This is a genomic window from Mitsuaria sp. RG, from assembly GCF_028369275.1.
GTDB lineage: Bacteria > Pseudomonadota > Gammaproteobacteria > Pseudomonadales > Pseudomonadaceae > Aquipseudomonas > Aquipseudomonas peradeniyensis.
Window position 1 is genome coordinate 74,365 of record NZ_JAQMYQ010000014.1, and the last position, 12,481, is coordinate 86,845.

The window sequence follows — 12,481 nt, forward strand, 5'->3', positions numbered from 1 at the left end:
CGCCGCGACAAGCGTTAACAACCGCTTGGCGTGCCTTCCCAGGCCGTGCGCCCCCTGTAGGAGCGGCCTTGTGCCGCGAAAGGGCTGCGTAGCAGCCCCAGGGTTCAGAATGCGCTGCAAGGAAGCCGGGGCTGCTTTGCAGCCCTTTCGCGGCACAAGGCCGCTCCTACAGGGATGTGCGTAAATCCTGATCTCCCCCTACACGTTGACCCACCGCAATCCCCCTATTGTTTCAACCTTTTTCCTGACTGCTCGATCCGCTATGCTCGGACCCAACCCCGTGCCGGACAAACCCCAGGAAAGAGGGCTCCATGATCCGCAGCAAACTGCCGAACGTCGGCACGACCATCTTCACCACCATGTCGCAACTGGCCATGCAGACCGGTGCGCTCAACCTCTCCCAGGGCTTCCCTGACTTCAACGGCCCCCAGGCCTTGCTCGATGCCGTCGGTCGTCATGTGGCCGCCGGGCACAACCAGTACTCGCCCATGACCGGCCTGCCGGCACTGCGCCAGCAGGTGGCGGCGAAGATCGCCCGGCTGTACGGCGCGAATGTCGATGCCGACCAGGAGGTGACCATCACCCCCGGTGCCACCGAGGCGATCTTCTGCGCCATCCAGGCGGTCATCCATGCCGGCGACGAGGTGATCGTCTTCGACCCCAGCTACGACAGCTACGAGCCGTCCGTGGAACTGGCCGGCGGGCGCTGCGTGCATGTGCCGCTGACCGACGGCAGCTTCAGCATCGATTGGCAGAAATTCAGCGATGCCCTGAGCCCGCGCACGCGCATGGTCATCCTCAACTCGCCGCACAATCCCAGCGGCGCGCTGATCAGCCGCGAAGACCTGGACCAACTGGCCAGGCTGATCGGTGACCGCGATATCTACCTGATCAGCGACGAGGTCTACGAGCACCTGATCTATGACGGCGTGCACCATGCCAGCGTGCTGGCCCACCCGCAGCTCTATTCGCGGGCGTTCGTGGTCAGCTCGTTCGGCAAAACCTACCACGTCACCGGCTGGAAGACCGGCTATGTGGTCGCTCCGCCGGCACTGGGCGCGGAACTGCGCAAGGTACACCAGTACGTCAACTTCTGTGGCGTGACCCCCTTGCAGTGCGCCCTGGCCGACTTCATGGCCGAGCACCCCGAGCATATCGACGAGCTGCCGGCCTTCTACCAGGCCAAGCGCGACCTGTTCTGCGACCTGCTGCAGGCCTCGCGTTTCACCTTCACCCGTACGCCGGGCACCTATTTCCAACTGGTGGACTATTCGCAGATCCGGCCCGACCTGAACGATGTCGACATGGCCCTGTGGCTGACCCGTGAGCATGGCGTGGCCAGCATCCCGGTGTCGGTGTTCTACCAGCAACCCATCCCCGAGCAACGCCTGGTGCGCCTGTGCTTTGCCAAACGCGAGGAGACGCTGCGCCAGGCAGCGGAGAAACTATGCGCGATCTGAGCCAACTGCCGAACCTGAAAATCGCCCTGGTGCAGACCACCCTGGCCTGGCACGACCGCGAGGCCAACTACGCGCACTTCGAGGAACTGATCGGGCAGGCCGGCGAGGTGGACCTGGTGGTCCTGCCGGAAATGTTCACCACCGGTTTCTCGATGGAGTCCGAAAGCCTGGCGGAGCCGGAGAACGGCCCGACCTACAAGTGGCTCAAGGCCCAGGCGAAAAAAGCCAACGCGGTGATCACCGGCAGCGTGATCATCCAGGCCGCCGACGGCAGCCACCGTAACCGGCTGCTGTGGGCACGGCCCGACGGTGAGATCCTGCACTACGACAAGCGTCACCTGTTCCGCATGGCCGGCGAGCACAAGCACTACACCCCGGGCGAGCGCCAGGTGCAGTTCGAGCTCAAGGGTTGGCGGATCCGCCCGCTGATCTGCTACGACCTGCGCTTCCCGGTGTGGAGCCGCGACGCCCAGGACACCGACTTGCTGCTGTACACCGCCAACTGGCCGGCGGCGCGGCGCCTGCACTGGAACCGCCTGCTGCCGGCGCGGGGCATCGAGAACCTGTGCTTCGTCGCGGCGGTGAACCGGGTGGGCACCGATGGCAAGGGCTTCGCCTATTCCGGCGACAGCCAGGTGCTGGACTTCCAGGGCGAGAGCCTGCTGAGCGCGGGTGAGGCCGACGGGGTGTTCACCGTGGTGCTGCGGGCTGCGGAGCTGGCAGCGTACCGGGCGCGGTTCCCGGCGAACCTGGATGCCGATACCTTCGAATTGCATTGAAGGTCATGAGGCGCTTTCGCGGCACAAGGCCGCTCCTACAGGAGATCGCAACCCCATGTAGGAGCGGCCTTGTGCCGCGAAAGGGGCGCAACGCGCCCCCAGGGATGTGACTGTTCAATACACGTCTCGCCGATATCGCCCATCCTCGATCAACTGCTGCACGACAGCTTCACCCAGCATCCCCTGCAACGCCGCATCCACCCCGGCAGCCATCCCTTGCAGGCTCCCACAGACATACACGCAAGCGCCGTCATCCACCCAGCGCTTGAACTCGGCGGCCTGCTGCAACAGCACGTCCTGCACATAGATTTTCTCGGCCTGGTCCCGCGAAAACGCCAGGTCCAGTCGTTGCAGATCGCCGCTTTCCACCCAGCCTTGCAGTTCCTCACCGCACAGCAGATCGTGCGCCCGGTTGCGTTCGCCGAACAGTAGCCAGTTGCGCTGTTCGCCCCCGGCAATCCGGGCCTTGAGCAGGCTGCGCAGACCGGCCAGGCCGGTGCCATTGCCGATCATTACCAAGGGCGCCGACTCGGCGGGCAAATGGAAACCGCTATTGCGACGCAGGCGCGCGCTGACGCTGCCTTGCAGCGGCAGGTATTCGGTCAGCCAGCCGGAGCCCAGGCCGAGGTTGCCATCGGCGTGGCGTTCCTGTCGCACGATCAGCTCCAGCACGCCATCGCTGGCGATGGAGGCAATCGAGTATTCACGGGCGGTGAGCGGGATCAGGGCATCGACCAGTGCCTGGGCATGCAGTCCGACCAGGTGTTCGCGGCTGACCGGCAACTGGCGGGTGGCCAGGGCCTGCACCAGTGTTTCCTGCAGGTCGTCGAGCTGCACCGGGCTGCCTGGGTCGAGGCCCAGGCCGGCAAGGAAGGCATCGACACGAGGCTGGCCGTTGCGCGGCAGGATCTCAATCAGGTCGCCGGCTTCCCAGGTCGCGGGCGCTTCTGCCTGCAGGCCCAGCAGGTACACCGGCGCCCCCTGGCTGCCCGGGTTGATCCGTTCGCGGCGCAACAGTTGCCAGTTGCCGAAGCTCGGCGGCTGCCAGGCGGCGACCGGGCGGGCGCCAGTGAATTGCGTCAGTTCCTGTTGCCACAGCTGCAGCGCGGCGGGGTCGGCGTTGTCCACCTCCACCGGGCTGAAGGCGCAGGTGGCACCGCGTTCGCCGAGCCAGGCCTGGAGCCGGCGGGCGAAGCCGCAGAAGTGTGGGTACTGGCGGTCGCCCAGGGCCAGCAGGGCGTAGTCCAGGTGATCCAGCGGCCAAGGTTGGCCGAGCACCTTGCGCTCGAAGCCACGGGCGCTGTCCGGGGCTTCGCCGTCGCCGAAGGTGCTGACCACGAACAGCGCGCGGTTGGCCTGGCGCAATTCGGCCTCGCCCAGTTCGGCCAGCGGGCGTACCTGCACCGGCAAGCCGGCGGCTTGCAGTTGACCGGCGCTCTGCCAGGCGAGCTGCTCGGCAAAGCCGCTCTGGCTGGCGAAACCGATCAGCCAGCTGTCGCCGTCGTTCGCCTGAGCGGCCACCGCGCCACGGGCGGTGCGCACCTGGCGCTTCTTGCTCCGGCGGTCGAGGTACAGCAGCCAGCCGGTGACGAAGAATAGCGGCATGGTCAGGCTGGCGAGGGTGACGATGATTCGCCCCGGCAGGCCGAAGTAGCTGCCCACGTGCAGGGCATAGACGCTCTGCAGCAACTGGGCCTTGAACGACTTGTCGGTGTAGCGCTCGTGACGCTTGACCTGGCCGGTGGCCGGGTCGAGTGTGAGGGTGTTGAGGGCGCGCTCGTGGTCGGCGCCCTGCAGCAGGTAGAACAGGGTCGCCGGTTGCCCGCCGGCCGGCGGCAGGCGCAGGTTGTAGGTGGACAGGCCAGGGCCTGCGGCGGCCTTGAGGTTGGTCCAGATGGCCTCGTAATCGACAATAAGAGGCGGAGCGTTCTTGTCGGCCTTGGGCGGCCCATGGCGACCGCCACGGCCTTCGCCACGCTTCTGCTCGCCCGCCGCAGGCTGGTCGGCCAGCAGGCGATTGAGGCCTTCGCGGTACCACTCGTAGGACCAGAACAGCCCGGTCAGGGCGAACAGCAGGTAGAACACCAGGCACCAGGTGCCGAACACCGCGTGCAGGTCCCAGTTGAAGGCACGGCCTTTCTTCGCCCAGTCCAGCGTCAGCCAGGTCCGCCAGTTCAGTGCCTTGCGCGGCCAGCGCAGGTACAGCCCGGAGAGGCAGAAGAAGATCAGCATCAGGGTGCAGGCACCGGTGATCTGCCGGCCTGTGTCGCCCATGGCCAGGAACCGGTGCAGGTTGAGCATGAGGTTGAAGAAGCCCAGGCCGGCGACGTCACCCTTGAGCTCGCCGGTGTACGGATCGGCGTAGCGCAGCGCACCACGGCGCTCGCCGGGGGCGGGGGTGAAGAAGATCCGTGCGGCGTTGCCTTCGCGGATATCGACCCAGAGCATGGAGACCTTGTCGCCTTGCGCGGCCTCGACCCGGCGCACCAGCTCGGCCGGCGGCAGCACGCCTTCCTGGCGTACCTCGACCTTGAGCACCTCGGCGTTGAACGCGCGCAGCAGTTCTTCCTGGAACGACCAGATCGCGCCGGTCACGCCCATCAGCGCCAGCACCAGGCCGGCGGTGATGCCAAAGAACCAGTGCAATTGGAACAGCGTCTTCTTCACCACATCGATCACCTTGTATTGCCGCCAGGAACTGCGCGGCGTGCATTATGCCTTGGTACGTAAACGCCCCGTTCACGGGAATGAACGGGGCGGGGTGTCCTGTGCCGGCCTCTTCGCGGGCAATCCCGCCCCCACAGGTACAGCACTGACCTTCGGAGCGGTGGCGAACCTGTGGGGGCGGGTTTACCCGCGAAGAGGCCAGTGCAGACGCCGCTTACATCAGAAGTGCACGCTGGTGGTCAGCAACGCCGTGCGCCCTGCCGCCTGGTTGGCGAAGTGGGTGGAGTAGGCCTTGTCGTAGTAGACCTCGTTGGTGAGGTTCTGCACGTTCAGCTGCAGGTCGATGTTCTTGGTCAGCTTGTAGGCGGCCATGGCGTCGTAGCGTACGTAGCTGTCGACCATGGTGGTGTTGGCCACGCTGCCGTAGACGTCATCCACATAGAAGGCGCCGCCGCCGACCGTCAGCTTCGGCGTCAGCTGGTAGGTGGTCCACAGGCTGGCGCTGTTGTTCGGCGTGTTGGGCAACTGGTTGCCGTCGTTCGCCTTGCCCAGCGGGCCACCGTCGATCTGGCGGGCCTGCATGTAGGTGTAGCCGGCGAACACCTGCCACTTGTCGGTCAGCTTGCCGCTGGCCGACAGCTCGATGCCTTGCACACGGGTTTCACCGACGTTCTCGTAAGTGTTGGTGTTGACCTGGACCCGGGCGTTCTCCTTCTCGGTGCGGAACAGCGCCGCAGCCAGGGACAGGCGCTGGTCGAGCAGGTCCCACTTGGTGCCGAGCTCGTAGTTGGTGGTCTCTTCCGGCTCCATGTCACTGCCCAGCAGGTTGCCGGAACGGTCGGTGGTGTTGCCCAGCGGGTTGCCTTCGGTGCCCTCGCCGAGCATGGCGCCAGGCGGCGTGGCGGAGGTGGCGTAGGACACATAGATGCTGCCGTTGTCCGCCGGTTTCCACACCAGGCCCAGCTGGCCGGTGATGAACTCGCTGGTGTCCGAGCCTTTGGCGGGTACGCCCTTGCTGCTCACCGCGGTACTGCCGTCGGCATTGTAGCCACGGTAATCGGTGTCGAAGTGGTCATAGCGCAGGCCCATGTTCAGCAGCCATTGCGGGGTCAGCTCCAGGGTGTCGAACACATAGAGTGCGCGAGTCTTGCTGTTGGTCCTGGTGCCGGCGTAGTTGCGCTCGACCGTGCCGACCCAGTTGTCGTCCGGGTTCGGGTTGTCCAGCGAGGTGCAGCTGCCGCCGCTGCCCGGGCCGGTGCAGGTGAGCTTGCTGTTGGGGGTAACGGTGTAGCTCTGGCGGTCGGACTCTTCCTTGGTGAACTCGACGCCGGTGGAGAAGCTGTTCTTCAGGCCGCCCAGGTAGAACTCGCCGAACAGGTCGGTCTGGTTGGTGGTGGTGGCGGTGTTGCCCACACGGCTGTTGGCGCGACGCCAGACACCGTTGTTGTTGACGTTGCCGGCGCTGTCGTCGGGCTGGGTCAGCACGTAGTCCTGCATGCTGTTGCCGTGGCGCAGGGTGTTCTTGATGGTCAGCGTGTCGGTCAGGTCGTGCTCGATGGCGAAGGTCGCGATATCGACACGGGTCTTACGGAAGTCGCGTCCGGTCAGGCCGTAGAAGTTGTCGCTGTCGCCACCGTCGACCGGCTTGTCCGGATGCGCCGAAGTCCGTGCGGTGCTGCCTGCACGGGGCACGCTGTAGGGGATGCCGGAGTCCGGCAGGTCGTCGCTTTCCAGGTGGTAGTAGTCGAGGTTGACGCGGGTTGGTGTACCCAGGCCGAAGGCCAGCGAGGGGGCGATGCCCCAGCGGTCGTAGTTGACCTTGTCGCGACCGGCGACATTGCTTTCGTGGGTCATCAGGTTCAGGCGCCCGGCAACGCTGTCGCTGAACTGGTAGTTGCCGTCGAAGGTGTAGCGTTGGGTCTGGTCGCTGCCCCAGGTCCAGGCGCCGTCCAGCGAGTTGCCCAGGTGCGCGCGCTTGCTCACCAGGTTGATGGTGCCGCCTGCGGCGCCACGGCCACCGACCGCCGAGTTCGGCCCCTTGGCCACTTCGACAGACTCGATGGCGAAGATTTCGCGGGTCTGGGCACCCGTGTCGCGCACGCCGTCCAGGTAGGTGTCGCCCTGGGCGTCGAAGCCACGGATGAAGGGACGGTCGCCTTGCGGGTTACCGCCTTCACCGGCACCGAAGGTGATACCCGGCACGGTGCGCAGAGCATCCTGCAGGGACATGGCGTTGGTGTCCTTGATCACCTGCTGCGGGATCACGGTGACCGACCGTGGGGTGTCCACCAGCGGCGCGGTGTACTTCTGCGACGAGGCCTTGTCGACCTTGTACTCGGTGCTTGCCTGTTCGGCCTTGCCATTGACGCTGGTGGCGTCCAGGGTGATGGCGGTAATGGCGGCCGGGTCGGCGGCATAGGCCGAGGTGGCGGTGATCGCCATGCCGATGGCGGAGGCGAGCAGACGTGGTGAACTCACAGCAGATGGCACGTGACGCATTGTTGTAGACCTTCCCCAAGGTATGAAGGCCGCGGAGCATAATGTAAGTGATTGTAACGAACAATTGAGAAGCGTTTACATTCGCCATAAATTTACATTCTTTACAATTTCGCCTTACGGTTTTTACGGTCTCATCCGTCGTGCCATGGATAAAGGGCTTGTGGTAGGTAAAAGGGAATCAATATCATTGGCGCTCCTTCAGTCATACCTGGTGCCGCCGCCATGCTGCTTCATATTCCCGGGCTGTTCGACGCCGACGAGATCTCGCGCATTCGCGAGGCCCTGGAGCAGGCCGACTGGGCAGACGGCAAGATCACCGCGGGGTACCAGTCGGCCAAGGCCAAGCACAACCTGCAGTTGCCCGAGGGCCATGCGCTGGCCAAGGAGATCGGCAGTGCGCTGATCGAGCGGCTGTGGCGCAACCCGTTGTTCATGTCGGCGGCCCTGCCGCACAAGGTGTTCCCGCCGCTGATCAACTGCTACCGCGAAGGGGGCAATTTCGATTTCCACATCGATAACGCCCTGCGCCAGCCCAAGGGCAGCCCGGAGCGGGTGCGCACCGACCTGTCCTCGACGCTGTTCCTCAGCGATCCGGACAGCTACGACGGTGGCGAGCTGGTGATCCAGGACACCTTTGGCATGCGCGAGGTCAAGCTGGCCGCCGGCGACCTGGTGCTGTACCCCGGCACCAGCCTGCACAAGGTCAACCCGGTCACTCGCGGGGCGCGCTATGCGGCGTTCTTCTGGACCCAGAGCCTGGTGCGCGAGGACAGCCAGCGCACCTTGCTGTTCGAGATGGACAACGCGATCCGCCAGCTCACCGCCGATGTGCCCGAGCATCCGTCGCTGCTGCAACTGACCGGTACCTATCACAATCTGTTGCGCCGCTGGGCCGAGGTCTGAGCCGTGTCCTATCAGTTGCGTCGTGAAGAGGTGGTGGATGTTGCCGGGTTGCAGGCGATGCTCGAACACAGTCCGGGCCAGGCCGCCCAGGCGATCCTGGCGGCGGCGGGGCAGGGGGTGGTCGAGGCGCAATTGTTGCTTGGGCAGATCCTGCTCGATGGGCGCGGTATCGAAGAGGATGCCGGCGTGGCCCGCCGTTGGTTCGCCATCGCCGCCCAGGGTGGCAGCGCCATGGCGCACAACATGCTCGGCCGTTGCCTGGAGCACGGCTGGGGTGGCGAGGTGGAGCTCGCGCAGGCGGCCATTCACTATGCCCGTGCGGCCGACGCCGGCCTGGACTGGGGGATGTACAACCTGGCCAACCTGTTGGCCACCGGGCGCGGGGTGCCGGCCGACCAGGCCCAGGCGTTGATGTGCTACGAGAAGGCCGCGCAGCTGGGGCATGCCAAGTCGATGAACCTGTATGGGCGCTACCTGGAGCAAGGTATTGCCACTGCGCCAAGCCCTGCCCGGGCCGTGCGCTGGTATCGGCGCTCGGCCGAGGCCGGGGATTTTCGCGGGATGTTCAGCCTGGCGCTGGTGCTGGTCGAGCGCGGGGAAATCGGCGAGGCCGGGCCATGGCTGGAGCGGGCCAGGGTCGAGGGCAACCTGAATTTCCTGCGCAGTGCGCTGGTGACGTTGCAGGGGGCGGGGCCGGCGCTGATGGCCCATGCGGCGCGCTATGCCGAGGAGATCGAACGAAGGCCGGCGCCACCCCTGTAGGAGCGGGGCAGGGCGGCAAATGAAAACGGGGCCTTGCGGCCCCGTTGTGCATTACAGGTAGTAGGCCTTCAGCGGCGGGAAGCCGTTGAACTCCACCGCGCTGTAGCTGGTGGTGTAGGCGCCGGTGGACAGCCAGTACAGGCGGTCGCCGATGGCCAGGTTCAGCGGCAGGCCGTACTTGTAGTTCTCGTACATGATATCGGCGCTGTCGCAGGTCGGGCCGGCGATCACCACTTCCTCGGTCTCGCCTTTCTTCTCGGTCCAGATCGGGAACTTGATCGCCTCGTCCATGGTTTCGATCAGGCCGGAGAACTTGCCCACGTCGGTGTAGATCCAGCGCTCGACGGCGGTACGCGACTTGCGCGCCACCAGCACCACTTCACTGACCAGGATGCCGGCGTTGGCGATCAGCGAACGGCCTGGCTCGAGGATGATTTCCGGCAGGTCGTCGCCGAAGTCTTCCTTGAGGAAGCGGATGATTTCTTCGGCATAGGTCTCGAGGCTGTTGGTGCGGGTGATGTAGTTGGCCGGGAAGCCGCCGCCCATGTTGATCAGCTTCAGTTCGATGCCGTCTTCTTCCTTCAGGCGCTCGAAGATCACCTTGACCTTGGCGATGGCCGCGTCCCACACGCTGATGTCGCGCTGCTGGGAGCCTACGTGGAAGGAGATGCCGTAGGGCACCAGGCCCAGGTCGCGGGCGAGGATCAGCAGGTCCATGGCCATGTCGGTCTGGCAGCCGAACTTGCGCGACAGCGGCCAGTCGGCGGTGGTGGAGCCTTCGGTGAGGATGCGCACATAGACTTTCGAACCCGGCGCGGCCTTGGCGATGTTGCGCAGGTCCGCTTCGGAGTCGGTGGCGTACAGGCGCACGCCCTTCTCGAAGAAGTAGCGGATGTCCTTGGACTTCTTGATGGTGTTGCCGTAGCTGATGCGATCGGCGCTGACGCCACGGCCCAGCACCTTGTCCAGCTCGTAGATCGAGGCGATGTCGAAGCTCGAGCCTTTTTCCTTGAGCAGGTCGATGATCTCGACCGCCGGGTTGGCCTTGACCGCGTAGTAGACCTTGGCGAACTCGAAACCGGCGCGCAGGTCGTCATAGGCCTGGCTGATCATCTGGGTATCGATGAGTACGAACGGGGTTTCCTGCTTGTCGGCGAACGCCTTCATTTTCTGGAAGGTGTCACGCGCAAAGTAGTCTTCGACCTGGATCGACATGCTCAAGGGCTCCATGGGCAAACTGAAAAGATAAGTGGCAGCAAACTGAACGTCCTCCGTATCCCCACTTTGGTTCGCCTACTTCCCAAGGCATGTCGCCGAAAGCAAAAAGGTCAACCGTGCCAGGGAAGGGCGGCGGGTGACCTTGCTGTCTCGTCGTCAGTACTTGAGCCGGATGGATCGTTTCCAGCATGGACGTTCGGCGCGCACTTTAGGACGTGAAAACCGCAAGATCAACAGGCAGGTCCGGGGTGTTCGTCGTGTATCGATGCCCCACCGCTGCAATAACCGACCGATGCGTGGCGTGGATGTTCCGGAAAAGGCCACAAGCGTTAAAAATTGTGGAATAGGTGGCGATCTGGTCGCGAACGGCTGATAGCTGGGTTCTTTGCATGTTGGCTGGCTTTCGCCGCGAAAGAGCCGAAGAATCGGCAGAAGACCGTTTGTCGGGGTTGTGTGGTGAACGGGGTTTTTCCGGAGAGTGTTCATATTTATGGCCACGGCGCGACGCCCGTCATTTTTTTCGAAATCGCCATAAATTTTTTGTTACCGACACCGGAAACCACCCTTGGTCGGCTCAAGAATGGGCCGATTGCCGTCCTTGATGAGAAACATTACTATTCGCGACCTCATCTGCCTCCCTGACGACCCCGAACGTGTCCGGACACAAAGGCTTCCTCGACCACTACCATGAGCTGATCGGCACCTGGACGCGCAAGTTGCGCAGTCGTCAGCAGGCCGAGGACCTCGCTCACGACGCCTTTGTCCGGGTTCTGGAAAACCCCAACGAGCAGGTCGAGCAGCCGCGTGCCTACCTGCACCAGACCGCCCGCAACATCGCCGTCGATGGCTTTCGCCGCGAGGACCGTCGCCAGGCGCTGGAACTTGAGGCGTTCGCCGACGGCGCCGCCAATGGCAGCGACCCGGAGGCTTATGTGCATGCCCTGGAACTGGCCGACAGCGTCGAGCGGGCGCTGGCCGAACTGCCGCTGAACTGCCGCCGGGTGTTCATCTGGCAGAAGCTCGAGGGCCTGACCCAGGCAGAGATCGCCGAGCGCATGGGTTTGACCAAGAACATGGTCGAAAAGTATATGATCCGCACGCTCCGACATCTGCGTGAGCACTTGGATGTGTCGGCCAGATGAGTCAGGAGAGCCCATTGATCAGACAGCATGCGCCCGATCCCGTGGGCGAGCAGGCGGCCAGCTGGTTTGCCCGGGCCCAGGAAGCGCCGCATGACAGCGCCGTGCAGCAGGCCTTGCAGGCATGGCTGGCGCAGCACCCACGCCATCGCGAGGAATACCAGCGCCTGGTGCAGCTGTGGCGCGCCGCCGATTTCATCCCCCGACAACGCCTCGAAGCGCTGTGCCAGCCCGAGCCGGTGCGCCAGCTCCCACGCCGCCGCCTGCTGCGCCAGGCATTGGCGGCCGGCGTGGCGGTGGTCGCGCTGGGGCTGGGCTGGACGGGTTGGCAGTATCAGCAGCTCAACCATCAGGACACCTTGACTACAGCCCTGGGCGAGCGGCGTCCGGTCGAGCTGCCGGACGGATCACGGCTGGAACTCAACAGTGCCACCCAGGTGCAGGTGATGTTCTCTTCGGGGCGTCGCCATGTGCGCCTGGCTGCGGGCGAGGCGATGTTCATCGTTGCCCACGACAGTGGCCGACCATTCGTGGTGAGCACCGCACAGGGCGAGGTCACCGTCACCGGCACCCGCTTCGATGTGCGCCAGGAGCCGACCAGCACCCGCGTGGCGGTGGAGCAGGGTTCGGTGAAGGTGCAGGGCGCGGCCGAGTCGCTGGCGCTGCTCGGTGCCGGGCAGGGTTCGCACATCGACGCCCAGGGTAAGGTCGCCGCGCCCTATGTAGTCGACGCCAACGCCGTGACCGCCTGGCGCCAGGGCAAGCTGGTGTTCGACAACGCGCCGCTGAGCGAGGTGGTGGCGGAGGTCTCGCGCTATCGCGCCCAGCCGCTGCATGTGGCACCCGGCAAGGCCGCCGCGCTACGCCTGTCGAGCACCTTCAGCACCGATGACCCGGACGCGCTGCTGCGGGCGTTGCCAAGCATCCTGCCGGTGCAGGTGAACACCCGTCCGGATGGCTCCAGCGAAATTGTTCTGAAATAAATTCAGGTTTTTTTCCGTTCGTTCGTCTTCCCCGCCAGCTGCAACTGCCAAGCATTTACATTTGCATGCGG

At 64.8% G+C, this 12,481-nt stretch carries 9 protein-coding genes; 6 read left to right on the forward strand and 3 right to left on the reverse strand.

All coding sequences use genetic code 11. The features are described from left to right. Positions 1-311 precede the first annotated feature (311 nt). Positions 312-1,460, forward strand: a complete 1,149-nt coding sequence (locus POF53_RS10615; protein ID WP_232855672.1) for a pyridoxal phosphate-dependent aminotransferase — start codon at positions 312-314, stop codon at positions 1,458-1,460. Next, positions 1,448-2,239 carry an amidohydrolase gene (locus POF53_RS10620; protein ID WP_203650728.1) on the forward strand — a complete coding sequence of 264 codons (792 nt, stop codon included), beginning with the start codon at positions 1,448-1,450 and terminating at the stop codon, positions 2,237-2,239. Before POF53_RS10615 ends, POF53_RS10620 begins: the two co-directional genes overlap by 13 nt. Positions 2,240-2,353: 114 nt before the next feature. Here POF53_RS10620 and POF53_RS10625 read toward each other — a convergent pair whose 3' ends face one another. Continuing rightward, positions 2,354-4,906, reverse strand: coding sequence for a PepSY domain-containing protein (locus POF53_RS10625; RefSeq protein WP_498967618.1), 2,553 nt, complete (start codon positions 4,904-4,906; stop codon positions 2,354-2,356). 219 nt (positions 4,907-5,125) lie between these two features. Then, positions 5,126-7,348 carry a TonB-dependent receptor gene (locus POF53_RS10630; RefSeq protein WP_498967646.1) on the reverse strand — a complete coding sequence of 741 codons (2,223 nt, stop codon included), beginning with the start codon at positions 7,346-7,348 and terminating at the stop codon, positions 5,126-5,128. Between the two features lie 279 nt (positions 7,349-7,627). On the opposite strand from POF53_RS10630, the gene POF53_RS10635 reads away from it, so the two are divergent. Together POF53_RS10635 and POF53_RS10640 are read left to right on the forward strand one after the other, a co-directional pair. After that, positions 7,628-8,308, forward strand: coding sequence for a Fe2+-dependent dioxygenase (locus tag POF53_RS10635; RefSeq protein ID WP_203650738.1), 681 nt, complete (start codon positions 7,628-7,630; stop codon positions 8,306-8,308). 3 nt (positions 8,309-8,311) lie between these two features. After that, on the forward strand, positions 8,312-9,070 hold the full coding sequence (locus tag POF53_RS10640; RefSeq protein WP_498967620.1) for a tetratricopeptide repeat protein: 759 nt from the start codon (positions 8,312-8,314) through the stop codon (positions 9,068-9,070). A gap of 51 nt (positions 9,071-9,121) precedes the next feature. Here the strand turns inward: POF53_RS10640 and POF53_RS10645 are convergent, their stop codons facing one another. Next, positions 9,122-10,285: a type III PLP-dependent enzyme gene (locus POF53_RS10645; protein WP_110735754.1), complete on the reverse strand. Its 1,164-nt coding sequence runs from the start codon at positions 10,283-10,285 to the stop codon at positions 9,122-9,124. Positions 10,286-10,941: 656 nt separating this feature from the next. On the opposite strand from POF53_RS10645, the gene POF53_RS10650 reads away from it, so the two are divergent. Both POF53_RS10650 and POF53_RS10655 read left to right on the forward strand, forming a co-directional pair. Beyond that, positions 10,942-11,430 carry a sigma-70 family RNA polymerase sigma factor gene (locus POF53_RS10650; protein WP_203650742.1) on the forward strand — a complete coding sequence of 163 codons (489 nt, stop codon included), beginning with the start codon at positions 10,942-10,944 and terminating at the stop codon, positions 11,428-11,430. Positions 11,431-11,444: 14 nt separating this feature from the next. Next, positions 11,445-12,410, forward strand: a complete 966-nt coding sequence (locus tag POF53_RS10655) for a FecR family protein (RefSeq protein ID WP_498967623.1) — start codon at positions 11,445-11,447, stop codon at positions 12,408-12,410. The last annotated feature ends 71 nt before the right edge of the window (positions 12,411-12,481 follow it).